General features: G+C 70.3%; 21 protein-coding genes. 18 read left to right on the top strand and 3 right to left on the bottom strand.

What is annotated here, in order from left to right; translation table 11 throughout:
• Window positions 1-5: 5 nt before the first annotated feature.
• Window positions 6-1,559 (bottom strand): aminotransferase class I/II-fold pyridoxal phosphate-dependent enzyme, encoded by a 1,554-nt coding sequence (locus LZ198_RS10790; protein WP_253971833.1) that lies wholly within the window; start codon window positions 1,557-1,559, stop codon window positions 6-8.
• A gap of 425 nt (window positions 1,560-1,984) precedes the next feature.
• Between LZ198_RS10790 and LZ198_RS10785 the strand changes: the two genes are divergently transcribed.
• The 7 genes from LZ198_RS10785 to LZ198_RS10755 all read left to right on the top strand — a co-directional run bounded on the left by LZ198_RS10785 (window position 1,985) and on the right by LZ198_RS10755 (window position 11,832).
• A complete protein-coding gene (locus LZ198_RS10785; protein WP_253971832.1) occupies window positions 1,985-4,492 on the top strand; it encodes an efflux RND transporter permease subunit in 2,508 nt (835 codons plus the stop codon).
• A complete protein-coding gene (locus tag LZ198_RS10780) occupies window positions 4,489-5,460 on the top strand; it encodes a phosphatase PAP2 family protein (RefSeq protein WP_407667400.1) in 972 nt (323 codons plus the stop codon). The genes LZ198_RS10785 and LZ198_RS10780 overlap by 4 nt, the downstream gene beginning before the upstream one ends.
• Before the next feature lie 43 nt (window positions 5,461-5,503).
• Window positions 5,504-6,697, top strand: a complete 1,194-nt coding sequence (locus tag LZ198_RS10775) for an aminotransferase class I/II-fold pyridoxal phosphate-dependent enzyme (protein ID WP_253971831.1) — start codon at window positions 5,504-5,506, stop codon at window positions 6,695-6,697.
• A gap of 93 nt (window positions 6,698-6,790) precedes the next feature.
• Window positions 6,791-7,519: a class I SAM-dependent methyltransferase gene (locus LZ198_RS10770; protein ID WP_253971830.1), complete on the top strand. Its 729-nt coding sequence runs from the start codon at window positions 6,791-6,793 to the stop codon at window positions 7,517-7,519.
• Window positions 7,512-8,486, top strand: coding sequence for a hydroxymethylglutaryl-CoA lyase (locus LZ198_RS10765; RefSeq protein WP_253971829.1), 975 nt, complete (start codon window positions 7,512-7,514; stop codon window positions 8,484-8,486). Before LZ198_RS10770 ends, LZ198_RS10765 begins: the two co-directional genes overlap by 8 nt.
• Before the next feature lie 117 nt (window positions 8,487-8,603).
• A complete protein-coding gene (locus LZ198_RS10760; protein ID WP_253971828.1) occupies window positions 8,604-10,151 on the top strand; it encodes a methyl-accepting chemotaxis protein in 1,548 nt (515 codons plus the stop codon).
• Window positions 10,152-10,320: 169 nt separating this feature from the next.
• The gene (locus LZ198_RS10755) at window positions 10,321-11,832 is read left to right on the top strand and encodes a methyl-accepting chemotaxis protein (RefSeq protein ID WP_253971827.1); all 1,512 of its coding nucleotides are present in this window, start codon (window positions 10,321-10,323) and stop codon (window positions 11,830-11,832) included.
• A gap of 52 nt (window positions 11,833-11,884) precedes the next feature.
• On the opposite strand, the gene LZ198_RS10750 is transcribed toward LZ198_RS10755, so the two are convergent.
• Window positions 11,885-13,843 carry a TIM44-like domain-containing protein gene (locus tag LZ198_RS10750; protein WP_253971826.1) on the bottom strand — a complete coding sequence of 653 codons (1,959 nt, stop codon included), beginning with the start codon at window positions 13,841-13,843 and terminating at the stop codon, window positions 11,885-11,887.
• A gap of 104 nt (window positions 13,844-13,947) precedes the next feature.
• Between LZ198_RS10750 and LZ198_RS10745 the strand changes: the two genes are divergently transcribed.
• Window positions 13,948-14,724: an enoyl-CoA hydratase-related protein gene (locus tag LZ198_RS10745; RefSeq protein ID WP_253971825.1), complete on the top strand. Its 777-nt coding sequence runs from the start codon at window positions 13,948-13,950 to the stop codon at window positions 14,722-14,724.
• A 102-nt stretch (window positions 14,725-14,826) separates the two neighbouring features.
• Here LZ198_RS10745 and LZ198_RS10740 read toward each other — a convergent pair whose 3' ends face one another.
• Window positions 14,827-15,186 (bottom strand): YtxH domain-containing protein, encoded by a 360-nt coding sequence (locus LZ198_RS10740; RefSeq protein WP_253971824.1) that lies wholly within the window; start codon window positions 15,184-15,186, stop codon window positions 14,827-14,829.
• A gap of 298 nt (window positions 15,187-15,484) precedes the next feature.
• Between LZ198_RS10740 and LZ198_RS10735 the strand changes: the two genes are divergently transcribed.
• The 10 genes from LZ198_RS10735 to LZ198_RS10690 all read left to right on the top strand — a co-directional run bounded on the left by LZ198_RS10735 (window position 15,485) and on the right by LZ198_RS10690 (window position 25,004).
• Window positions 15,485-16,630 carry an acyl-CoA dehydrogenase family protein gene (locus LZ198_RS10735; RefSeq protein ID WP_253971823.1) on the top strand — a complete coding sequence of 382 codons (1,146 nt, stop codon included), beginning with the start codon at window positions 15,485-15,487 and terminating at the stop codon, window positions 16,628-16,630.
• Window positions 16,630-17,493, top strand: a complete 864-nt coding sequence (locus tag LZ198_RS10730; protein WP_253971822.1) for a hypothetical protein — start codon at window positions 16,630-16,632, stop codon at window positions 17,491-17,493. The genes LZ198_RS10735 and LZ198_RS10730 overlap by 1 nt, the downstream gene beginning before the upstream one ends.
• Window positions 17,494-17,502: 9 nt before the next feature.
• Window positions 17,503-18,324, top strand: coding sequence for a ribonuclease III (rnc, locus tag LZ198_RS10725; protein WP_253971821.1), 822 nt, complete (start codon window positions 17,503-17,505; stop codon window positions 18,322-18,324).
• Window positions 18,325-18,368: 44 nt separating this feature from the next.
• Entirely contained in the window at window positions 18,369-19,076 is a 708-nt protein-coding gene (locus tag LZ198_RS10720; RefSeq protein ID WP_253971820.1) for a peptidylprolyl isomerase, read from the top strand.
• Window positions 19,077-19,266: 190 nt separating this feature from the next.
• Window positions 19,267-20,211: a GTPase Era gene (gene era, locus LZ198_RS10715; RefSeq protein ID WP_253971819.1), complete on the top strand. Its 945-nt coding sequence runs from the start codon at window positions 19,267-19,269 to the stop codon at window positions 20,209-20,211.
• A 1-nt stretch (window position 20,212) separates the two neighbouring features.
• The gene (gene der / locus LZ198_RS10710) at window positions 20,213-21,592 is read left to right on the top strand and encodes a ribosome biogenesis GTPase Der (RefSeq protein ID WP_253971818.1); all 1,380 of its coding nucleotides are present in this window, start codon (window positions 20,213-20,215) and stop codon (window positions 21,590-21,592) included.
• 103 nt (window positions 21,593-21,695) lie between these two features.
• Window positions 21,696-22,508: a tetratricopeptide repeat protein gene (locus LZ198_RS10705; protein ID WP_253971817.1), complete on the top strand. Its 813-nt coding sequence runs from the start codon at window positions 21,696-21,698 to the stop codon at window positions 22,506-22,508.
• A 23-nt stretch (window positions 22,509-22,531) separates the two neighbouring features.
• Window positions 22,532-23,698 carry an outer membrane protein assembly factor BamB family protein gene (locus LZ198_RS10700; protein ID WP_253971816.1) on the top strand — a complete coding sequence of 389 codons (1,167 nt, stop codon included), beginning with the start codon at window positions 22,532-22,534 and terminating at the stop codon, window positions 23,696-23,698.
• Window positions 23,699-23,724: 26 nt separating this feature from the next.
• Window positions 23,725-24,123, top strand: coding sequence for a (deoxy)nucleoside triphosphate pyrophosphohydrolase (locus LZ198_RS10695; RefSeq protein WP_323382345.1), 399 nt, complete (start codon window positions 23,725-23,727; stop codon window positions 24,121-24,123).
• Entirely contained in the window at window positions 24,123-25,004 is an 882-nt protein-coding gene (locus LZ198_RS10690; RefSeq protein ID WP_253971815.1) for a ribonuclease H-like domain-containing protein, read from the top strand. The genes LZ198_RS10695 and LZ198_RS10690 overlap by 1 nt, the downstream gene beginning before the upstream one ends.
• Window positions 25,005-25,062 lie beyond the last annotated feature (58 nt).

Genomic DNA, 25,062 nt, shown 5'->3' with positions numbered 1-25,062 from the left:
GTGGATCAGATCCTGTCCGCGGGGTTGCCGTCGGTGCCAGTCCCATTGCGCAGGAAGAAGTGGGCCCCCTTCTCCAGCAACAGGCCGGGCAGCTCGCCGCGCTTCTCCCACAGCTTCATCGGCGCCGCCTTCAACTGGCGCAGGTCCTCCGGTTGGAGGTTCGCCGCGCGCCAGGTCAGTTGCTCCACGGCGTCGAAGATCTTCCCGGCGACCTCGCGCGAGGACATCTTCGAAAGCTGCTCGAAGGTGATGCCGCCCTTGTCGGCGAGCAGACCCGCGGAGCCCGCGGCCCACTTCTCGCTGGCCTTGTTGGAGCGCACCGCGGAGGCCGGACGGGCGATCTGCACCGGCTCGTACACCGTGGGGCGGGTGCCCGGAATCACGCCCAGCTTCCGGCCGATGGTCTCGAAGGTGTCCAGCACCCGGTCCAGCTGCGCGTCGGTGTGCGTGGCCATGTACGACGTGCGGATGAGCGCGTGGCCCGCCTCCACCGCCGGCGGAATCACCGGGTTGGCGAACACGCCCGCCTCGTGCAGCGCGCGCCAGAAGCGGAAGCACTTCACCTGGTCGCCGATGTGCACCGGCACCACCGGCGTCACGGAGACGCCCGTGTCGAAGCCCATGGCGCGGAAGCCGTTGTGCATCTTCTCCGCGATGTCCAGCAGGCGCGCGCGCCGCTGCGGCTCCGCCTCGATGATCTCCAGCGACTTGAGCGCCGCGGCGATGGAGCCGGGCGTCATCGACGCGGAGAAGATGACCGAGCGCGAGTTGTGGCGCATGTAGTTGATGACGTCGAACGGGCCGGCCAGCACGCCGCCCAGCGACGCGAAGCTCTTGGAGAACGTCCCCATGACGAGGTCCGTCTCCTTCTCCAGTCCGAAGTACTCGGAGGTGCCGCGGCCCTTCTCGCCCAGCACGCCCATCGCGTGGGCGTCATCCGTCATCACCCGCGCGTTGTACTGCTTGGCCAGCTCCACGATGCGGGGCAGGTTGCAGACGTCGCCCTCCATGGAGAACACGCCGTCGGTGATGATGATCTTCCCGGCCTCCGGCTTGGCCTGGGCGAGCAGCTGCTCCAGGTGATCCATGTCGTTGTGCCGGAACTTGCGCTCCGTGGAGAACGACAGGCGGATGCCATCCACCAGCGACGCGTGGTTCTGCCGGTCGCTGAAGACGATGTCGTGGCGGCCGAGGATCGACGCCAGCGCCAGGTTCGTCTGGAAGCCCGTGGAGATGACCAGCGCGGCCTCGCGGTTGAGGAACTTGGCCAGCTTCGCCTCCAGCTCCTCGTGCAGCGACAGGGTTCCGTTGAGCAGTCGAGAACCCGAACAGGTCGTCCCGAACTTCTCGGTCGCCTTGATCGCCGCTTCTTTTACGCGCGGATCCGCGGACAGGCCCAGATAGTTGTTGGAGCCCACCATGATGACCCGCTTGCCCTCGATCTCCACCTCCGTGGCGCCGTGCGACGCCTCGATCACGCGGAAGTACGGATAGAGGCCCGTGGCCTTGGCGATGCGGTAGTCCTTCCAATTGCTGCACTTATCGAAGACGTCGCTCATGGTGGTCTTTCTCTGATTCCGCGTCGGGAGGGTTTGGGGCCTCGGAGGCGTGATCGAACTCCGGTCGCCACTCACCATGCAGGGCTCGTTCCGAGCCGGGGGCAACCTGCGTCCGGCGACCTCCCACGGGGGACGCGGGGCGGTGAATAAAGAGGCGGAGGGAGAGTGTCAAGGCGCGGACTGTCGCTCGGGTCCCTTGCGAGAGTGCCCCATGCCGCCGTCCCTTGACAGCACCGTGACTTTGGTGGCACGCCGCCGACCCACATTGTCGTTCTCCAGTGGATACTGGAAAACACCGTGTGTACTGGGGTGCACGCCGGCAACAAGCAGCGCGGCGCCCGGAAGGCATTCCCGCTAGCCGTTGTTTGCGGGGACCATGACTGGCCGGGAATTTGCTATGCCCGGCGTTCATCGAGGAGTGGACGGTGGCCAGGTCTCTGCGGCAGCGGTGGTTCGAGGGATTCATCCAGGTGGCCGTCTCACGGCCCTGGTACGTGCTGCTGGTCGCCGCATTGCTGACCCTCGGAGGTATGGCACTGGCGTCGCGGTTGGAGTTTCGCGGCTCCTTCGTCGAGCTCCTCCCCCAGGGGGCACGAGAAGTTCAGGACCTGACACGTGTGTCACAGAAGGCGGGCGGCGACGGCTACCTGGTCATCCTGGCCAGGGGGGATGCTCCGGAGCGCCTCAAGGCCTACGCTGGCGAGCTGAAGGCGCGCCTGGAGGCCCTGCCGGAGATCCGCTACGTCGAGCACAGCTACGACGTGGAGTTCTTCCGCCAGCACGGCTTGTTGTTGTTGCCCGCGGAGAAGCTGGCGGAGCTGCGCAAGGATTTGACGGCGCGGGTGCGCTACGAGCGGCAGCAGGCCAATCCTTTCTATATCGACCTGGGGGCCACGCCGCCGCCGCCGTCGTTCGAGGAGATTTCCCGCAAGCATTCGCCGGAGGTCTCCATGCGCGAGTACCTCTCCAACGCGGACGGCACGGAGGTCTACCTCATGCTCAAGCCCATGGGGACGGCGGGCGATCTCGACTTCGCGCGCCGCTTCGTGGACCTGGCCATGGGCACCGGGCGTGAGCTGGCGAAGGAGCGCTATCCGGCGGTCACGTTGGAGGCCACGGGCAACTTCCAGAACCGCATCGAGGAGGACGCGGTGATGCGCGGCGACCTGTCGCGCGCGGGGACGCTGTCGGCGCTCATCGCGGTGGGGCTCATCCTGCTGGCCACCCGGCGCGTGGCGGCGCTCGCCGTGGTGGGCGTGCCGGTCATCGTGGGCCTGGTGGTGACGTTCGGCGTGGCGCAGGTGACCATCGGCCACCTGAACGTCGTGACGGGCTTCCTCGTCGCCATCCTCATCGGCCTGGGCATCGAGTACGGCGTCCACCTGTGCATGCGCTACTGGGAGGAGCGCCGCACCCAGTCGTCGCGGGACGCGCTGGCCACCGCCGTCCAGGGGACGTTCAGCGGCGCGCTCACCTCCGCGCTGACGAACGCGGCGGCCTTCTTCGTGCTGCTGCTGGCGCAGTTCCACGCCTTCAACCAGTTCGGCTTCCTGGCGGGCCTGGGCGTGCTGCTCGCGGTGGTCGCGGCCTATGCCATGGGCCCCTCGCTCCTGGCCATCGCCGAGCGGCTGCGCCCCTTCCGACGTGACGACGCACCGGTGGCGGACGCCACTGCGACGCCCGCTCCGGCCGCGCCCGAGCGCGAGTGGCGCCGCTGGCCCACGTCCGTCATCGCCGCCATCGCGCTCTCCGTGGTCGGCTTCGCCGCGTACTCGGCCGTCATCGCCCCGGAGCTGGGGTTCGAGACGGACATGCGGAAGCTGAAGGGGGACTCGCCCGCGTCGCGCCTGGACGACCACGTCACGGAGCAGTTGGGCCAGCCCCTCAACCCCGCCATCTTCCTGGTCGACGACCTCACGCAGGCCGCGCGGGTGGAGGCCGTCATCGCGGAGGTGAAGGCGCGCAACGGCGCCGACTCCGTCTTCCTGCGCACCACGTCCCTCAACGACCTGGTCCCCGGGGACCTCGAGCGCCGCGAGAAGGAGATCGCCGGCATCCGCGACCTGTTCAAGGGTCTGCCCGAGTCGGCGCACGCCGACCCGCGGCTCCAGGAGTTCGAGCAGATGGTGGCGGCGAAGCCCTATGGCCTGGACGCGCTCCCGGTGGAGGTCCGCCGCCGCTTCGAGGCCACGGACGGTCACGGCACGTTCCTGCTGCTGTTCCCGTCCGTGTCGAACTACGACACCGACGACCTGAAGCGCTGGGCCACGCAGATCGACCAGGTGGTGGAGGGGGCGACGGCGAAGGGCATCGAGATGTCCGTGCTGGACAGCAACCGCATCGCCGCGCGCATCTTCGCGCTCGTCCGCGCGGACGGTCCGCTCATCCTCTGGTCCGCCGCGGTGGTGGTGTTCCTCGTCATCCTCGTCAGCCTGCGCAGCCTCAAGCGCACGCTGCTGGTGACGGGGCCGCTCTTCCTGGGCATGACGTGTCTGGCGGGGGGCATGCACCTGTTCGGCATCCAGCTCAACTTCATCAACGCCGTCGTCCTGCCGAACCTGCTCGCCATCGCCGTGGACAACTCCATCCACCTCTACCACCGGTATGAGGAAGAGGGGCCCGGCTCGCTCGGCAAGGTGGTGCGGCACACGGGGCTGGCGGCCGTGGTGGCGACCCTGTCCAACGCCGCCGGCTATGGCGCGCTGCTCATCGCAAACCATCAGGGGTTGCGCAGTATCGGACAGATTGCGCTACTCGGGGTCGTGTGCACCTTTCTCGGGACCACGGTCTTCTTCCCCGCGCTGCTGGCCTTGCTGGAGCGGTGGAAGGAGCGGAGGGGCCCCGTCGGACGGGACGGAACCGTCGTTCGGAGTCTGGAGCTCGGAGTGACCGGCGAGAACGCTGGCTCATCGGGGGATCGGAAATCGGCGTGAGTTTCGCGTCTTTCCAGAGCGCTCGTGGCGCGTCGTCGGGGGATGGGCGTCCGAACCAGGTCACGCTCACGCCGGTGGACCTCATCATCGTGGTCGCCTGCTCGCTCGCCGCGCTGGTCCTCCTGGGGCCGGGGCGCTGGGCGCCCGGTGCCCTGGTCAACACCTTCCTGTTCGCGTCGATGGCCGCGGGGCCCCTGGTGCTCCGGACGTTGGAGGCGACGTTCCCGGGGCAGCGCTGGCTGGCCGTGGTGGCGGACTTCTGGTTGCTCCCGGTGGCGGTGCTCACGCACGGCTGGCTCACGCCCGTGGTGGACACGCTGAACCCGATCCTCCGCGACGCGCAGCTCGTCACGGCGGATCAGCACATCTTCGGCTTCCAGGCGTCGGTGGTGCTGGCGCGCGTGGTGCCGGGCTGGCTCAACGACGTGCTGTTGATCTGCTACTACGGCCACTTCGTGTGGCCGTTGGTGCTGGGCATCGCCCTGTACTGGCGCGCGCGCTCGGCGTCGCCGGAGTTCGACGAGTACCTGCTGGGCCTGGGGCTGCTCTTCATCCTCAACTACTCGGCCTACTCGCTGGTGCCGGCGGTGGGGCCGCGCTACTTCCTCATCGACTCCTTCGACGGGCCGCTCCAGGGCACGTTGACGCCGCTGCTCGACTCGATGATGCGCCGGCCCATGTTCGCGCGGGACTGCTTCCCGTCCGGGCACACGGGCACCACGCTGGTGGTCCTCTTCTATTCGTGGCGGTTCCACCGCGGGCTGTTCCGGGTGATGTTGCTGCCGGGCCTCGGCCTCATCATCGCCACGCTCGCCGGTCGCTTCCACTACGCCACGGACCTCCTGTGCGCGGTGCCGCTGGTGATGGTGGTGGTGGGCATGTCCGCCGCGCTGAGCCGGGCGACCCGTCAGCGGGAGGGTGAGCGGGCCGCGCGCTCCGTGCCGGTGGACGCTATCGTGCGCCCCTGAAGCACCGCAGGCCGGCCCGCCGCCGGCCCCTTCAGGAGCCCGCATGTCCCGGCCCGTGTTCGCAGCACGCGTCTCCCGGTTTGGCACCACCGTCTTCTCCGAGTTCAGCGCCCTGGCCGCGAAGCACGGCGCGGTGAACCTGGGGCAGGGGTTCCCGGACTTCGACGGCCCGGAGGCGGTGAAGGAGGCCGCCGCGCGCGCCATCCGCGACGGCGTCAACCAGTACGCCATCACCTCCGGCGCCCGGGAGCTGCGCGTCGCCATCGCCGAGCACTCCGCCCGCTTCCATGGCCAGCCGGTGGACCCGGACACCATGGTGACGGTGACGAGCGGCGCCACCGAGGCCATCCTCGACGTCCTCCTGGCCCTGGTGGACCCGGGAGACGAGGTGGTGGCCTTCGAGCCCTTCTACGACTCGTACGACGCCAACATCACCTTCGTGGGCGCCACCGCGAGGTGGGTGCCGCTGCGGCCCCCGGACGCGACGCATGCGCAGTGGTGGTTCGACTGGGACGAACTGCGCGCGGCCTTCGGCCACCGCACGCGGGTGCTCATCCTCAACACCCCGCACAACCCCACCGGCAAGGTGTTCACCCGCGAGGAGCTGGAGCGCATCGGCGCGCTGTGCGCCGAGTTCGACGTGAAGGTGCTGTCCGACGAGGTGTACGAGCACATCACCTTCGCGCCCGCCCGCCACGTGCGCCCCGCGTCGCTGCCGGCGCTCGCGGATCGCACCGTGACGGTGAGCAGCGGGGGCAAGACGTTCAGCCTCACCGGGTGGAAGGTGGGCTGGGTCATCGCGCCGCCCCCGCTGCGCGACGTCATCCAGCGTGCCCACCAGTTCGTGACGTTCGCCACCGCGTCCCCCCTCCAGGCGGCCATGGCGGCGGCGCTCCGGCTGCCTGATGCCTACTTCGACGAGCTGGCGGCCACCTACCGGGCGAAGCGCGAGCGGTTGCTCGGCGGGCTTCGCGAGGCGGGGCTGACGGTCTACGTCCCGGAGGGGAGCTACTTCATCCTCGCGGACATCCGCGGCTTCGGCTTCCCGGACGACATGGCCTTCTGCCGCCACCTCGTCTCCGAGGTGGGCGTCGCCGCCATCCCCCCGAGTGTCTTCTACGGCCCGGAGCACCGGCACCTGGGGCAGGGGATGGCGCGCTTCGCCTTCTGCAAGACGGAGGCGGTGCTCGACGAGGCCGTGCGGCGGCTGCTCTCGAGGCTGACACCCCGCGGCTGAGCGCCCGCCCCGCATTGCGAGTCCCGGACGCGGTTGCTACATCCCCCGGGGAGGAGCGCGGCGCGTCGGAGTCCGACGCCACCGCGAGCGCGCGTGGACTTCTTCGGAGAGCTGTACCTGCGCAGCACCCTGCCGTTCCTCTCCGAGACCGTCACGGCGCGGGAGGCGGAGTATCTCGCCCGTGTCTTCCACGACGTGCCGGGCCCCGCGCCGGTGGTGGACCTGGGCTGTGGTCACGGTCGCCATGCCGCGCGACTCCATGCGTCAGGGCCGTTGGCGGGCCGGGTCATCGGGCTGGAGCGCGACGCGCTGTCCCTGGCCATGCGGCGGCGGGGCTTCCCCGTGGTGCGCGGTGACCTGCGGGCCTTGCCCTTCCGGACGGGGAGCCTGGCCGGGGCCTACGCGTGGTACTCGACGCTGTTCGCCTTCTCGGACGAGGAGCACGTGCGCATCCTCCGGGAGGTGGCGCGGGTGCTGCGCCCCGGAGGATGCCTGGTGTTCCAGACGGTGCCCGCCGAACGCCTGGCCGCGTCTCCCGGAGCGGCCTTCCAGCGCACGCTGCCGGACGGAAGCGTGCTGGAGGAGGAGAGCCACTTCGACGCGGGCACGGGCCGCGACGTGGGACGGCGGACGCTCACCCTGCGGGACGGTCGCGTTCTTTCTGCGTCCTACGCCCTTCGTTACTATTCACTCCCGGAGCTGAGCGGGCTGTTGGAGCGCACCGGCTTCGTCCTCCGCTGGGTCCATGGCGGGCTCGACGGCGAGCCGCTGACCTCCCAGTCCCCCGACCTCATCGTTGGAGCGGTGTTGCGAGATGGCTGAGAACGCACTGTCAGGCCCGCGCGGTTCCTTCCTGGGGCGACTCCCGGACCGGGTCGATGTCTACGAAGTCGGCCCGAGGGACGGGCTCCAGAACGAGCTGCGGACGCTGCCCACGCGCGACAAGGCGCGGCTCATCGACGCGCTGGTGGCCGCGGGGGAGAAGCGCATCGAGGTGACGTCGTTCGTGTCGCCCAGGTGGATCCCCCAGCTCGCGGACGCCGAGGAGCTGCTCGCGCTCGTGGGTCGCCGCGAGGGCGTGGTGTTCTCCGCGCTGGTGCCCAACCTCAAGGGCCTGGAGCGCGCCCGGGCCGCGGGGCTCGAGGAGGCGGCGGTGTTCATCTCCGCGTCCGAGGCCCACTCCAAGAAGAACATCAACAAGAGCATCGCGGAGGCGCTCGCCGGCGCGCGCGAGGTGACGGCGGCGGCGCTCCAGTCCGGCATGCGCGTGCGCGGCTACCTCTCCACCGTGTGGGGCTGCCCCTACGAGGGCCACGTCCCCGTGGAGCGTGTGGTGGACATCTGCCGGCAGTTGGTGGACGCGGGCATCTACCAGCTCAGCCTCGGCGACACGATTGGCGTGGGCACGCCCCGGCAGACGGAGGAGATCCTCGGCGCGCTCCTCGCGCACATCCCCGTGGGCAAGCTCGCGCTGCACCTGCACGACACGCGCGGCACGGCGCTCGCCAACGCGCTCGTCGGATTGTCGGCGGGCGTGACGACGTTCGACGCCAGCATCGGTGGACTGGGGGGCTGCCCCTACGCCCCCGGCGCCGCGGGCAACCTCGCCACCGAGGACGCGGTCTTCATGTTCCAGGGCATGGGCGTGGACACCGGCATCGACCTGGATCGGCTCGTCGAGGCGGGGGAGATCGCCCAGGAGCTCATCGGTCGGAAGCTCGCGGGCAAGTACCTCCAGGCCGCACTGGGTGAACGGGAGAAGAAGGCCTCGCGGCGCGCGCGGACGTGAGCCTCCGCACGGCGTGTCGTGTGCACCCTCCACGCGATGGCTGGATTGAAAGTGTTCGTTTTCATGAAACATTGAACATGGTTTGTTCAAGGTCTGGAGGCATCCAGTCCCGCGCTCATGACGACACTCCCGGTCGACGCGACGGCCCTCGCGCGCCAGTCCCAAGACTTCTTCGCTGAATATCAGTCCACGCTGGTCCGCCGGACGGACCGCATGTTCGCCGTCCTCATGGGCGTGCAGTGGGTGGGCGGGCTCGTCACCGCGCTCACGCTGTCGCCCCGGATGTGGTCGGGCACCACGAGCCAACTGCATCCTCACGTCTGGGCGGCGGTGGTGCTCGGGCTCGTGGTCTCGTCGCTGCCGGTGGCGTTGAGCCGGGCCCGACCCGGAGAGCCCGCGACGCGCTACACCATCGCGGTGGCGCAGGCGCTCTGGTCGGCGCTGCTCATCCACCTGACGGGGGGGCGCATCGAGACGCACTTCCACATCTTCGGCTCGTTGGCGTTCCTGGCCGTCTATCGTGACGTGCGGGTGCTCGGCCTCTACTCGCTCGTCACGGTGGCGGACCACCTGCTGCGCGGGCTGTTCTGGCCCGAGTCCATCTTCGGCGCGGGGGTCTCCGGACTCCTGCGCCCCCTGGAGCACGCGGGCTGGGTGGCGCTGGAGGATGTCTTCCTCGTCATCAGTTGCGTGGGTGGCTTGAAGGACTGGCGAGACCTGTCCATGCGGCAGGTGGAGCTGGCGCGTGGACAGGCGGAGGCGAACATCATCCGACCGCTGGTCGCCTCCGCTCACGCGCTGGCGGCGGCGATGCATTCGCTGCACTCCACGGCGGAGGAGCAGCGGAAGATGCTGGTGCGCCAGGCCCAGGCGCTGATGGAGACCCAGACGACCGCGACCGAGCTCCAGCGGACCTCCGAGGAGACGTCCCGACAGGCGGAGGTCATCCTCTCGTCCATCTCCGAGGCGGGGGACGTGGGCGCCACCGCGCAACGGATGATCGGCCGTGGCGCGGAGGGACTGGAGGGGCTCCGCGCACAGGTCGCGGATCTGTCCGGACAGATGGAGGGACTCGAGGCTCGCGCGATCCAGCTCGGCAGGGTCGCGGTCACCATCAAGGACCTGGCGGACCAGTCGAACATGGTGGCGCTCAACGCGGCCATCGAGGCGGCGCGCTCCGGCGAGCACGGGCGCGGCTTCGCCGTGGTGGCCAGCGAGATGCGCCGGCTGGCCCGCAAGTCCCAGGAGGCCACCAGCCAGGTCCGGGGCATCCTCGACGACACGCGCAGGGCCATCCAGTCCGTGGTGGGCTCCAGCCGTGACGGCGCCGCGCGGATGGCCAGGGACCTCGACGCCGTGCGCGCCTCGGGTGAGAGCCTGCGCGGCCTCTCGTCCATCATGGAGCTCGGCACGGACAGCGTGCGCCGCATCTCCTCCGCCGTCGGGCAGCAGGCCGTGGGCGTCACCCAGCTCTTCGACGCCGTGAATCACCTCTCCGGGATGATGACCGAGACGCTCGGCCGGTTGGACGCGATGCGCGCCGCGACGGAAGCGCTCCAGGTCGTCACCGACGGGGTCGAGCGCGTCATCCACGCCCATCAGGTCGCCCCCGACGAGGACGGGCGGGACGCCCCGCGCCCCGTGCCCATCGCCAGCTCCGCCTGAGCAGGCCGCGGCCCACCCCTTGGGCGCCCGTGTGCCCACTCATGGGCCTGACTTCAGGCCTACATGAGCAGGCGTGCCTGTAAGTTTTCGGGGGTGGTTCACGAGGTTGGATTCGCCGGGTATAGGTGGGTGTGTTTCAACCCGGCCTCTTCTCCCTCGGATTCGCGGCATGCACATCTCTGTCGACGCGACGGCCCTCGCGCGACGTGCGCAAGACATCTTCGACGCGCATCAGCTCGCACTCAGTCGTCGCACGGACCGCATGTTCGCGCTCCTCCTGGGCCTTCAATGGGGCGCGGGGCTCGCGATGGCGTTGTTCCTCTCGCCCCGGACGTGGGAGGGCGCGTCGAGCGCCATCCATCCCCACGTCTGGGCCGCGGGGCTGCTGGGCTTCGTCGTCTCCGGCCTCCCCGTGGCCCTGGGCCTGCTGCGCTCCGGGCTCGCGAGCACGCGCTTCGTCATCGCGGTGGCGCAGGCGGTCTGGTCGGGGCTGCTCATCCACCTCTCCGACGGGCGCATCGAGACGCACTTCCACATCTTCGGCTCGTTGGCCTTCCTGGCCGTCTACCGCGACCTGCGGGTGCTGGGCCTCTACTCGACCGTCGTCGTGGCGGACCACCTGCTGCGGGGCGTGTTCTGGCCCCATTCGATCTTCGGCACGGACGTGGGCAGCATCGCCCGCGCGCTGGAGCACGGCGGCTGGGTGCTGTTCGAGGTCGTCTTCCTCTTCATCACCTGTCGCGGAGGCCTCCGGGACTTGAACGAACTGTCCTCCCGCCAGGCCCGGCTGGAGCTGGCGCAGGGAGAGGTTCGCGCGCGCGTGGTGGAACCCCTGGTGGACTCCGCGCAGGACCTGACGGTGGCCATGCGTTCGTTGAGCGAATCCACCGAGGAGCAGCGCTCGACCCTGGCCCGACAGGCCCAGGCCCTGACGGAGACGCAGGCGACCGCGACGGAGCTCCAGCGCGCCTCCGAGGACGCCGCGCGTCAGGCCGACGCCATCCTCGCCGCCGCGACCCAGGCGGGAGACATGGGCGCCTCCGTGCAGGAGAGCCTGGGGCGCAGCATGGTGGGCCTGGAGGGCATCCGCGACCAGGTGGCGGAGTTCACCACGCACCTGGAGGGGCTCGCCGCGCGCGCCCGCCGGCTGACCGACGTGGCCGCGACCATCAAGGACTTGTCGGACCAGTCCAACATGGTGGCCGTCAACGCCGCCATCGAGGCCGCGCGTTCGGGGGAGCAGGGGCGGGGGTTCGCGGTGGTGGCCATGGAGATGCGCCGGCTCGCCCGCCAATCCCAGCAGGCGATGACCGAGGTGCGGGGCATCCTCGACGACACGCGTCGCGCCATCCAGGACGCCGTGGGCCTGTCCCAGCGCGGCGCCGAGCGCATGGCGCACGACCTCGACGTGGTGCGCGCTTCCGGAGAGGACCTCCGGGGGCTGTCCTCCATCGTGGACCGGGGCGCCGACAGCATCCGCCGCATCTCCGCCACCGTCGGCCAGCAGGCCGCGGGCGTCGCGCAGCTCTTCGCCGCCGTCAACGACCTCTCCTCGATGATGAACGAGTCGCTGGGGCGACTGGAGGCGACCCGCCTCGCCACCGGCTCGCTCCAGGGCGTCACCGACCGCGTCCACGGCGTCATCGAGACCTACCGTCCGGACGAGCGCCGCGCCTCCTGAGTCCCCACCTGGAGGCCAGGCGGGACTTCACTCCCCGTAATCATACGGAGAGTCACTGTCCGGAGAGCATCGAGGCCAGTTGCTCCTGGAGGCCGAGGTGGGCGGCGGCGGACTCCAGCATGCGCCGCTCCTTGCGGTCGATGCGGCCGTCGACGAGCGCCATCTCCACGATGTTGCGCAGGAAGACCTCGGCCTCCGGGCTGCCCCGGGTGACGAGCCGGTCGAAGAGCTGGGGGCCGGCGTTGAGGGCCATCTCGACGTTGGCCCACGCCACGTCCCAGCGCTCGGCGCACAGCTTCAGCAGCTTGCGCTCGGCGGGGGTGACGGTGCCGTCCGCCGCGGCGATGGCGGCCATCATGTAGAGCAGCCGTTGCCGCTCCTGGATGTCCATCACCACGTCCGAGTCCGGGGCCACGGGCGCGGCCTCGCGCGGCGCGGGCGCGGGGTCGCTCCGCACGGCGTTGCGGCGGGGGACGTAGCTGGCGCGGGGGCCGCCCTGGCTCGCGTTCCAGGCCTCGAAGGGGAGGGCGGAGGCGAGCACCCAATCCCGCTCGCCGCTCCCGAGCTGCGTGCCGCAGAAGTCGCACGTGGTGGCGGCGGTGTTGGTGAGCGGCGCGTTGCACTGCGGGCAGCGGTCCGTGGACATGCCGTTGGCGGTGTTGGTGGCCGCGCCGTGCTTGCGCACCAGCGTGAACACGAAGCGCTGGGGCACGGTGGGCAGTTCGGGCGGGCGCTCGTCGATGGGCCCCACGCCCATTCGCGCGCTCCAGCGGACCTCCACGTGGGCGCGGTCATACCCGCCCGGGTCCACCTCCAGCGCGCGCACGTCCACCGACCCCACCGCGCACTCGAGGAAGACGCGGCGGCGGCCCTGCCGGCGCAGCGACTCTAGCTCCCCGCCGAGCGTCTGGAGGGCCGCGGAGGTGGCCACCTTGGACAGGCCCTGGGTGTCGCCCCGGCTCTGGGCGGAGATCCACTTCCAGAACAGCAGCGACGCGCGGTCCTCCAGCACCTCCAGGTTGAGCGCCGGGTCGGCCTCGCGCGCCTGCCTCAGCCCGTCCACCGTGCGGTGGTAGCGCGTGTGCTCCACGCCCTGGGTGATTTCGGAGAGCGTCCAGTCGTAGTTGCCGGAGTTCACCACCGCGTCGCAGAACTCGCAGCGGTTGGTGGCGCCGCCCTTGTACGGCGCGCCGCAGTTGGGGCACTTGCCCTGGAACAGGTCCTCGCCGATGCGCGTCTGGGCCCCCGGCTTGCGCACGAAGGTCCAGACCTCCGTGAAGGCCTCCAGCGGCGCCTTGCGCGCGGCGTCCGTGGCCTGGGCGTCCGTGAAGCGCGCGGGCACGTCCGTGTCCCGCATCCGCGCGTGGACTCGGACCTGGATGCTGTCGAACCACTCGCTCTGCGTCAGGCCGATGAGCTGCACGTCGCCCACCTCGATGTCCGTGATCGCATCGCGCACGCCCTGCGCGTCGAGCAGCTTCAACTGCACGTCGAAGCGCTGCCACGTCGCGTCCGACAGGAAGGGCCGCACCGGCGCCATGTCGCGCAGGAACCACGCCTGCTGCAGGTCGAGGAAGAGGCGGCTCACCTTGTCGAGCACGGGCTGCAGCTCGAACTTCGGGTCCTCGAGCTTCAGGGCGCTGACCCAGCCCTGCACGTCGCGCGAGGACACCTGCGTGCGCTGGTCCGCCTCGTACTGGTCCAGCGCGCGACGGGTGGTGGCGTCCGGGTGCAGGTTGCGCTTGTAGAGCCAGTAGGCCACGCCGCCCAGGACGATGAGCGGGAGCATCACCTTCGGGTAGCGGAAGACGAGCCGGAAGACCTCGAAGAGGAGCCAGATCGGCAGGCCGTCGCCCCCCCCGCCGCCGTCCCGATTGTCCGACTGCGGGCGCGTGTAGTGTTCGCCGCCACCTCCCCGGGCGAGGACCTCCAGCGGAAGGGCGAGGGCCACCAGGGCCAGGGTCGGGGCCCACGGGGCCAGGCGATGGAGCACGGTGCGCGACGGAGGCATGAGGGGAATGGTAACCGTTTCCGCCTTGCCAGACTCGCCTTCCCGCCGCACTCTGCCGCGTCCCAGGGCGGCCCGCCGGACGGGCCCAGCAGGAGAGAGTCCACATGCCGGAATTCAAGGTCGACGCGCGCGGAGCCATCGAAATCTGGACCATCGACGGCGAGGGCCGGCGCAACGCCATCAGCCGCGCCATGCTCCAGGAGCTGGGCGCCCTCGTGGCGCGTGTCACCTCGGGCCGTCAGGTGCGCGCGGTCATCATCACCGGCGCCGGGGACAAGGCCTTCTGCGCGGGCGCGGACCTGAAGGAGCGCGCCACCATGGTCGAATCCGAGGTGCGCGCCTTCCTCGAGGGCCTGCGCCAGACGTTCCGCGCCATCGAACACAGCGACTGTGTCTTCATCGCCGCCATCAACGGCTCGGCCTTCGGCGGGGGCACCGAGCTGGCGCTCGCCTGCGACCTGCGCGTGGCGGCGCCGGCGGCCGAGCTGGGGCTCACCGAGGTGAAGCTCGGCATCATCCCGGGGGGCGGCGGGACGCAGCGGCTCACCCGGCTGGTGGGCCCGGGGCGCGCCAAGGACCTCATCCTCACCGCCCGCCGCATCAACGCCGCGGAGGCGTTCAGCATCGGCCTGGTGAACCGGCTCGCGCCGGAGGGCCACCTGCTGGAGGTCGCCTACGGCCTGGCCGAGGCCGTCGTGGAGAACGCCCCCGTCGCCGTGGCGAGCGCGAAGCACGCCATCGACGAAGGGATGGGGCTGGAGCTCGACGAGGCGCTCGCGCTGGAGCTGCGCAAGTACGAGGAGGTCCTGAAGACGGAGGACCGCCTCGAGGGCCTGCGGGCCTTCGCCGAGAAGCGCCCCCCCGTCTACAAGGGGCGCTGACCCGCCACGTGGCGAGACGCGAAAGGGCGGCGGCCCGGGCTCACGGCCCCAGGCGCCGCCCTCCGCGTGTCACGGATGGCTCGCGACCGCCCGCGCCGGCGGCTAGGCGTTGGCGCTCTTCTCCTGGCCCAGGTTCAGGTTCTGCTTGTTCATGTAGGACGAGGCCTTGTCCTTCACCGTGGTGCGCAGGTCGTTGCCCGTCGTCGGCGTGAGCAGCAGGGCGGCCACGCCCCCGGCCACCGCGCCGAGCAGGAACAGGCCCACCGCGCCCAGGCCCGTGCGGCCGGGCCGGTACGTCGTCAGTCCGATGTGCCGCAGCGCATCATCCGGCTCGAAGTCCTCCCACCGCTCCCGGGCGGCGCGCGGGAACTCGTTGAGGAGCTTGTGCGCCACCCACTTGCGGTAGAGGTCGCTCTTGGCCAACCCCTTCGCCGTCCACTTCGCCTTTCTCTTCGCGAACATGCATCCCTCCTGGGCCAGGTGTGGTCGGGGACGCGCCACGCACGGGAGCGTCTCCTTCGAGCCTTGAAGGTAGGCAGGGGAGCCCGCGCCGCCATCCCCCGGGCCCAGGGGGACGCCCGGCGCGTCATCGGTCGGACGGCGGCCGGCACCCCAGCGGGCGAGAGGGCAGCCAGGCCATCCCCTTTCTGGTATGTCGCCCCGGCCATGTTCCCCGGACCCGGGCCTACCGGGCTCCGCTCCACCCTGCTCGAAGGTCCCCGTACCCCTCGGGACCGTCTGCTATAGATCCCGCCCGACCATGGATTTCGAACTCCCCGAGAGTCACCGCGCCCTCCAATCCTCGCTCCGAGACTTCTGCGAACGACGGGTGAAGCCGTACGCGGCCCAGTGGGACCGGGAGGAGACGTTCCCCCTGGAGGTCGTGCGGGAGCTGGGGCAGCTGGGCGTGATGGGCATCCTCGTGGGCGAGCAGTACGGTGGGGCCGCCATGGACTCGCTCGCGGTGGCCGTGGCGGTGGAGGAGCTCGCCCGGTTCGACGGCTCGCTCGCGCTCACGGTGGCCAGCCACAACGGCCTGGGCACCAGCCACCTGCGCGTGTTCGGTTCGGAGGCCCAGCGGGAGAAGTACCTGCCCCGGCTGGCCACGGGCGAGGCCCTGGGCGCCTGGGGCCTGACGGAGCCCGGCTCCGGCTCGGACGCGTCCGGGATGAAGACGACGGCCGTGCGCCAGGGCTCGAACTGGGTCCTCAACGGCGCCAAGATGTTCATCACCCAGGGAACCGTGGGTGACGTCTTCGTCGTGCTCGCCGTGACCAGCCCCCAGAAGCGCCAGAAGGGCATCACCGCCTTCCTCCTGGAGAAGGGGATGCCGGGCTTCAGCCAGCGCGCCATCCACGGGAAGCTGGGCATGCGTTCGTCCGACACCGCGGAGCTGGTGATGGAGGACGTGGAGGTCCCCGACGCGAACCGCGTGGGCGAGGTGGACCACGGCTTCATCGACACGATGAAGATCCTCGACAAGGGCCGCATCACCATCGGCGCGCTGGCGGTGGGCCTGGCCCGGGGCGCGCTGGAGGAGTCGACGCGGTACGCGCGCGAGCGTACCGCCTTCGGTCAGCCCATCGCCGAGTTCCAGGCCCTGCGCTGGATGATGGCGGACATGGCCACGGAGACGGACGCGGCGCGGCTGCTGGTCCACCGGGCCGCCCGGCTGGCCGATGCGGGCTTGCCGTACTCGCGGGAGGCCTCGATGGCGAAGCTGTTCGCCTCCGAGGTGGCCACCCGCGCGTGCGGGAAGGCCGTGCAGATCCACGGGGGGTATGGCTACACCCGTGAATTCCCCGTTGAACGCTACCTGCGCGACGCCAAACTATGTGAGATTGGCGAGGGTACGAGCGAGATCCAACGCACCATCATCGCGAGAGAGACCTTCAAAGGGACTTGATGGACACCGCACGGCTGGAGGGACTCGGGCTGCAAGTGCGGGAGGACGTGGCCGGCATCGAAGCGGTGCTGGACCTGGAGTCGTCCCCCCTCGTGAATCCCGTCACCAAGGCGTTCATCGCCGAGGTGACCTTCCAGGTGATGGGCGATCGGCTCATCCCCATCTCCCCCGCGGCGGTGGTGGGCCTGGCGCCCATCCTCATCGGCGCGCTCAGTGACGTGGCGGACATCGAGGCGCTGCTGTCGGACGCCTTCAACGAGCACATCTTCCACGTCCAGCGCCGCTCGGCGGAGCTCCAGGTGCTGGGGCTCGCGCCGCGGGTGGACGCCGACACGCTGGAGCTGACCACGCGGGTGGAGGACGGCCCGCTGACGGTGACGCTGGCGGCGGACCGGCTGGGCAACTTCCGCATCGTCCAGGCCGAACGCGAGGGCGCCGAGGTGCCCGGCGGGGCCGGCCACACGCTGGAGCTGTCGGAGTTCCGGGAGCGGGCGGCGCTGACCGGCTACCTGGCCGCGTTGCTCGGCGAGCCGGCGAGTCGCCCGCAGGCCTCCCCGCCGGGGGCGGGCCTGGTGCGCTTCTCGGACATCGTGGAGAAGTTCGGGATGGAGTCGCTCGTGCCACCCCGCAGCAGCCTGGAGCTCCTGGCGCAGCTCCAGGTCGACGGTCGTCCGTACCGTTTCGCCGCCGCCCGCATCGCGGGGCGGACCTTCCGGGGCCTCCTCGCGGGGGCCCAGGGCAAGGTGTGGGCGGGCCGGTTCGAACTGGACGAGTTCCCTGGAATCGTCCGGATGGTGGCCGCGTTGCTGAAGGTCCGGCCGGAGGCCGTGAGGCTGGTGGGGCCGGATGCGCCGCAGGAGTGAGAGACGTCCGTGGAGAAGCTGAGTCAGTCGGAGCGGGTGGCGGCCCTGGAGACGCGCCTGGGGCTGGTGTTCTCGCGCAGGGAAGTGGCGCTCGAGGCCCTCACCCACAAGACGTACGTCAACGAGAACAAGGACAAGGACCTCAAGGACAACCAGCGCCTGGAGTTCCTCGGTGACTCCGTCGTGAACCTGGTCGTGGGCCACCGCCTCATGGAGCGCTTCCCGAGCGTCCCCGAAGGGGACCTCACCAAGATGCGCGCCCGGGTGGTCAACGAGGACGGCCTGGCGCGCGTGGCCCGGGGGCTGCCCCTGGGGGACCTGCTCCTGCTGGGCCGGGGCGAGCTGCTCTCCGGTGGCAGGGAGAAGCCGTCGGTGCTGGCGGACGCGCTGGAGGCGGTGTTCGGCGCGGTGTACCTGTGCGCCGGGCTGGAGGCCGCGGGCGCGCTGGTGGACCGGCTCTTCGCCGAGCTGCTGGACGAGGTGTCCACCGGCCAGGGACGGCTGGACTACAAGACGCTCCTCCAGGAGATGGCCCACGAGAAGCGCAAGGTGTCCCCGCGCTACCGGGTCATCTCCGAGACCGGCCCCGAGCACGCCAAGGTGTTCGAGGTCGAGGTCACCCTGGCAGACGTCTCCTTCGCGCGGGCCTCCGGCCGGAGCAAGAAGGAGGCGGAGCAGAGCGCGGCCCAGGCCACCCTCGAGCGGCTGAAGCAGGAGGCCGCCGACGAAGCGGCCAACGCCACCCAGCTCCAGGCCTCGCCCGGGGCGGAGAGCCCGGGGGAGGGCGCACATCCACCTCCAGATGCCCCGACGGGTGACACACCGGCGTGAAACCCCTTGGAGGGGCGGAAGGTGGGGAATATGGTGCCGCGCCCATGCGCACCTCCCCCCTCCGAATGACCTTCGCGCTGGTCGCCTGCCTCGTGGCGGGGACCGCCCTTGCCGCCGCGCCGGGCAAGTGGACGAAGAAGGTGGAGGCCGGCAAGCCGCTCTACGCCACGCTCAAGACGACCCAGGGTGACATCGTGGTGCGGCTGTTCTCGAAGGACGCCCCGAAGACGGTGGCGAACTTCGTGGGGCTGGCCACCGGGGAGAAGCCGTGGCGTGACCCGAAGCGCGACGCCATGTCGAACAAGCCGCTCTACGACGGCACGGTGTTCCACCGCGTCATCCCCGGCTTCATGATTCAGGGGGGAGATCCCACCGGCACCGGCATGGGGGATCCGGGCTACCGCTTCGAGGACGAGGTCCTCAACGGCCGCTCCTTCGACAAGGTGGGGCTGCTCGCCATGGCCAACCGGGGGCCGAACACCAACGGCAGCCAGTTCTTCATCACCACCAGCACGCCGTCGCACCTCGACGGCAAGCACACCATCTTCGGCGAGGTGGTGAAGGGCTACGAGGTGGTGGAAGCCATCGGCGGTGTGCCCCGCGACAACCGCGACCGTCCCCAGACGGCCGTGGTGCTCAACAAGGTGGAGCTGAGCGACAAGGCCCCCAAGAGCGTGACCCTCTCCGACGCGCCGGTCGCCGCGCCCACCGGAAAGGCCCCCCCGAAGGCACAGGAGTCCGCCCGGCCCTGAGACGGCGGGGCGCGCAAGGAAGCAAGCTCCCGACAGACCCTCCGGCGACCCACCCGCAGGTCGCCCGCCCGCCGCCGCCTCCGCGAGTCGAAAGACGAAGGGACGGTGTCCTGTTATAGGGCGTTCCGCAGGACGTACTTTTTCAGGGGCTCCCAGGTAGGACAGGGACTCCCAGATCACCTCCGAAGCAATGGCCTCCCCCAAGAATCACCGCAGCGGCTTCGCCGCGCTCATCGGGCGCCCCAACGTGGGCAAGAGCACGCTGCTCAACGCGCTGACCGGCGAGAAGATCGCCATCGTCTCCGCCAAGCCGCAGACGACGCGCAACCGCATCCTCGGCGTGGTGACCCGCCCCGAGGGCCAGGTCGCCTTCATCGACACCCCCGGCATCCACCAGGCCAAGGGGGAGCTCAACCGCTACATGGTGGAGACGGCCCTGCAGGCCGCCGAGGAGGTGGACCTGGTCCTCTTCCTCATCGAGCCGCCGGCGGGGGAGAAGCCCGAGGTGAGCCCGGGCAACCGCACCATCCTCGAGCGGCTCCAGAAGCTGGGCAAGCCCACCTTCCTGGTCATCAACAAGATCGACTCGGTCCCGAAGGGCGAGCTGCTGCCGCTCATCGACCTGTACCGCCAGGAGTTCCCCTTCGCGGAGGTGGTGCCCATCTCCGCGCGGGAGAAGGACGGCGTGGACCGCCTGTTCCAGGTCGTGCTGGGCCACCTGCCCGAGGGCGAGCGCATCTTCGACGAGGACATGCTCACCGACCAGCAGGAGCGCACCCTGGTGGGCGAGTACATCCGCGAGCAGGTGCTGCGGCACTGCCGCCAGGAGATCCCGTACTCCACGGCGGTGATGGTGGACATCTTCGACGAGACGGAGCGGGAGCCCCGGCCCGGCACGCCGCCGGGCCAACTGGGTGGCCTCATCCGCATCGCCGCGTCCATCTACGTGGAGCGCGACAGCCAGAAGGCCATCATCATCGGCAAGCAGGGGCAGATGCTGAAGACCATCGGCACGGATGCGCGCAAGTCCGTTCAACGGCTGCTCGGCGCGCATGTGTACCTGGACCTCCGGGTCCGGGTGGAGCCGCGTTGGAGCGAACGCCCCGAAGGCCTCAAGAAGCTGGGATACGACTGAGATGAAGCCGCTGGTCGCCATTGTCGGACGCCCCAACGTGGGCAAGAGCACGCTGTTCAACCGCCTCGTCGGCAAGCGCATCTCGCTGGTCGAGGACATGCCGGGCGTGACGCGGGATCGCGTCTACTCGGACGCGGAGTGGGGAGGCCGCAAGTTCACCTTCATCGACACGGGGGGCTTCGTCCCCGGCGAGAAGGACGCGCTGCTGTCCCAGGTCCGGGAGCAGGCCCAGCTCGCCGTGGAGGAGTGTGACGTCATCGTCTTCGTCACGGACGGGCGCGACGGCGTCACGCCCGCGGACGCGGCGGTGGCCAGCTACCTGCGCAAGAGCGGCAAGCCCGTCATCGTCGCGGCGAACAAGCTCGACAACACGTCGGGCACCATGCAGTCGCTCGCCGCGGACTTCTACAAGCTGGGCCTGGGCGAGGTGCAGCCCCTGTCCGCCGAGCACGGCCTGGGAGTCCCCGGCCTGTGCGATGAGGTCGTCTCCAAGCTCCCGCCCAAGCAGGACGGCGAGGACGACGAGGCCCCTCCGGACGACGGCATCATCCGCGTGGCCATCATCGGCCGGCCCAACGTGGGCAAGAGCACGCTGGTCAACGCCATCCTCCAGGAGAAGCGGGTGGTGGCCAGCGACGTGCCGGGCACCACCCGCGATCCGGTGGACTCGCCGCTGACGTACAAGGGCCACAAGCTCATCCTCACCGACACCGCGGGCATCCGGCGCAAGAAGACCATCGCCCAGCAGGTGGAGAAGTACTCGGTGGTGGCGGCGCTCAAGGTGATGGAGCGCAGCGACGTGGCGGTGCTGCTGATGGACGCCACGGAGCCCGCGGTGGACCAGGACGCGAAGCTCGCGGGCCTGGCCGAGGAGCGGGGCCGCGCGCTCGTCATCGTGGTGAACAAGTGGGACCTGGTGGACGCGGATCAGCGGCGCCAGGAGGCCTACCGCGAGACGCTCAAGTACGCGCTCAAGTTCGTGGGCTACGCCCCCATCCTGTTCACCTCCGCGCTGACCGGCTCGAAGGTGGAGAAGGTGGTGGACGTGGCGGTGGAGCTGGCCGAGCAGTTCCGCTTCCGGGCGCCCACCCCGCAGCTCAACCGCCTGCTGGATCACATGGTGGACAACCACCCGGCCCCCATCGTCCGGGGCAAGCCGCTGCGGCTGTACTACATCGCCCAGGTGACCACCGCGCCGCCGACGTTCGCCCTGACGTGCAATCATCCGGACGGCGTCCCGGACATGTACAAGCGGTACATCACGAACCAGCTGCGCAAGACGTTCGACCTGCGAGTGCCCATCCGCCTCCTGTTCCGGGCACGGCCGGGACAGGCGAAGCGGGCGGCGCGAAAGAAGCCACATCTCCAGGGGAAGCACTGAAGCGTCCGTGCGTTGACACTCGCGGCGCGCGCTCCATACAGTGCGCCGCTCTTCCGCCCTCTGACAGGGTAGAGCACCGAAGCGCAGAGAGAGGTTGACCGACGTGGCCGGAACCAAGACCGAGAAGATTCGCCAGCAGGAGCTTCGCCAGCCTGACTCCTTCCAGAAGGTGGGCGCCGAGGCGCGTGACTGGCTCATCCAGCGGCAGAAGCTCATCGGCATCGCCGTGGCCGTCGTCATCATCGGCGGCATCGGCGTGGCCATCGCCAGCGAGGTGTCCAAGCGCGGCGAGGCCAAGGCCGCCCAGGCGCTGGGGCAGGCGTTCGCCGTGCTGGACCGCCCCGTGGAGGGCGTGCAGCCCGCGCAGCCCGGTGACACCGACCCCGCCTTCAAGAACCTGAAGGAGCGGGACGAGGCGCTGGTGAAGGCCCTCACGGACTTCCGCGCGGCCCACTCGGGGACCCGCTCGGCGACCACTGCGGCGCTGTCGCTCGGCGAGGCGCACTTCCGCCTGGGCCAGTTCGGCGAGGCCCAGACGGCCTTCGGCGAGTTCCTCAAGGGCGCCGCCCAGAACGATCCCCTCCGCGCCGGCGCGCTCGAGGGCCAGGGCTACGCCTTCGAGGCGGAGAAGAAGTACGACGACGCCCTCAAGGCCTTCGAGCAGATGGACGCGGCCGGTGGCGGCGAGTTCCTGCCGGGCATGGGCGCGTACCACAAGGGCCGCATGCTCATCCTCCAGGGCAAGAAGGAGGAGGCGGCGGGCGTGCTCTCCAAGGTCTCGACGGACCACCCGAACACCGCCGCGGCGCGCCTGTCCAGCGAGCGCCTGGCGGTGCTGGCGTCGGCGGGCGTGAAGGTTCCCGCGCCGGCCGTTCCCGCGCAGCCCGGCCAGCCCGCGGCGGTCACCGATAAATGACGCGAAGTGGTACGACGGTCGCCATGAGGAGGAAGCAGCTCGTGAGCTGGAAGCATTGGCTGGGGAGCGCCGTGGCGGTCGGTCTCCTGGGTGGTTGCAGCATGGCGCCGCGGTACGGGAGCCCGGAGTTGCCCCGGACCGAGCTGGCGCCTCCCGTGGACTACTTCTCCGTGTCGTGGTGGGCGCAACTGGTCGAGCCCACCACGCTGGAGTACGCCCCCCGCGAAGTCGCCTCTCCGGCGTATGACCCGTTGAGCAAGACGGTCATCGCCCTGACGCGCGACGGCTACATCCGGGGCGTCGGGGAAGACGGGCGGGTGAAGTGGTCGAAGAAGACCGCCACCCGTTTCGCCGCGGGCCCCTCCGTCAGCGAGGGCGTGGTCTTCGTGCCGGGTGGCGACGGCGTGCTCTACGCCATGGACGCCGCCACCGGCGACGAGAAGTGGAAGTACGCCGCGAACGAGTCGCTCGCCACGGTGCCGGTCGTGGCCGAGGGCCTGGTGCTCGTGGCCTCGGAGAGCGACACGCTGTTCGCGGTGAAGGCCGCGGACGGGGTCTGGGCGTGGCAGTACCGGAGGGATCCGCCGTCCGGGTTCACCGTGCGTGGCGCGTCCCGCCCGACGGTGCGCGACGGCACGGCCTACGTGGGCTTCTCCGACGGCTACATCGTCTCGCTGAACATGAAGGACGGTGGCGCCAACTGGGAGAAGTCGCTGTCCGGCAGCGGCAACGAGTTCCTGGACGTGGACTCGTCCCCCGTGCTGGACGACCACGGCCAGCTCTACGTCAGCTCGTACAAGAACGGCATCTTCGCGCTCGAGGCGGAGACGGGCGACATGGTGTGGAGCAGCTCCGTGCCCGGCATGACGGCGCTGGTGATGCGCGGGCAGATGCTCTTCGCGGTGGGCGACGCCCGGCTGGACGCCTACCTGGCCGAGGACGGGCGGCTGCTCTGGTCGCTCCCCCTGGGGGAACGGGCGGGCTTCACGCCGGTGTTCGCCAAGGGAATGCTGCTCGTGCCCATCCAGCGCTCGCTGCTGTTCGTGGACCCGAAGACGGGCAAGTCTCGGGTGTCGTGGAACCCGGGCAGTGGCATCTCTGCGACGCCGTTCGTCGCGGGCTCGCAGGTGTTCGTGCTGTCGAACAACGGCTGGCTCTACGCGCTCGACATGAACGGGCTGAAGGGGTGACGACGGGTTCGACCAGGACGGTCCGCGTGGTGGCGGCACTGATTCCGGGTCCCCTCGACGCCCAGCGGTTCCTGGTGCAGCAGCGGCTCCCCGGCGGGAGCCGCGCGCTGCTGTGGGAGTTCCCCGGTGGGAAGGTGGAGGCCGGGGAGACGGACGAGGCCGCGCTGGCCCGTGAGTGCCGCGAGGAGCTGGACGTCGAGCTCCGCGTGGGCCGGCGCCTCTCCCAGGTGCGGCACGTCTATCCGGACCTCACGGTGGAGCTGGTGCTCTACGCGGCGCGGCTGGTGTCCGGCGAGCCGAAGCCCCTGGGGGCCAACGCCCTGGCCTACCACTCCCCGGAGGAGATGCGGGCCCTGCCTTTCTGCGAGGCGGACATCCCGTTCCTCGAGGAGCTCGTGGCGGGAAGGCTGGGGCCGTTGGAGTGATGCTCGAGCGGACGTTCCAGCACATCCCGGGCGTGGGCCCCTGGCGGGAGAAGGACCTGTGGGCCCGAGGCTTCCGGACGTGGGACGACTACCCGGCGGCCGGCGGCGGCGTGGCCATCTCCCGGAAGACGGATGACATCGCGCGCGAGCGGATCGCCCAGGCCCGCGAGGCCCTGGCGCGGAGGGACTTGCGCAAGCTCGCGGAGCTGATTCCCCCACGCGAGCACTGGCGGCTGTATCCGACGTTCCAGGACGACGCCGTCTACTTCGACATCGAGACGGACGGGCGCGAGGCCCAGGCGCCCACGGTGGTGAGCCTCTTCGACAAGCAGGGCCTGCACGTCTTCATCCAGGGCCGGAACATGGACGCGCTGCCGGAGGCGATGGCGGCGCGGCGGCTGTGGGTGACGTTCAACGGTTCGACGTTCGACGTCCCCGTGCTGCGGGACCACTTCGGGCCCGGGCGTTTCCCCGTGCCGGACGCGCACATCGACCTGCGCTTCGTGACGCGGCGGCTGGGCTTGGGCGGAGGCCTGAAGGAGATCGAGGGCCAGATCGGCGCCGAGCGTCCGTCGCACCTCAAGGGCGTGAAGGGCTACGACGCGGTGCTGCTGTGGCGTGCGTACCAACGGCGCGGCGACATCGAGGCCCTGCGGTTCCTCGTCGAGTACAACCTCTACGACTCGTTCCAGCTCCGGACGCTGATGGACGTGGCCTACAACCGGGGCGCGGACGACCTGAACCAGGACGTCCCCCGGTTGCCGGTGTTCGAGCGCGGCGACGTCCTCTACGACGTCAGCCGCATCCTCCTGGAGATGGGCCCCACGGAGCGGGACCTGCAGACCCTCGCCCGGGTCCGGGCCGAGGAGCAGTTGCCGTGAAGGGCAGGGGGCCTGGGGGGCGCGCCGCCCCGGGCTCAGAGGTTCACTCGGTTGACAG

Source organism: Myxococcus dinghuensis (assembly GCF_024198235.1).
Classification (GTDB): domain Bacteria; phylum Myxococcota; class Myxococcia; order Myxococcales; family Myxococcaceae; genus Myxococcus; species Myxococcus dinghuensis.
This window is presented reverse-complemented; position numbering and strand designations above follow the sequence as displayed.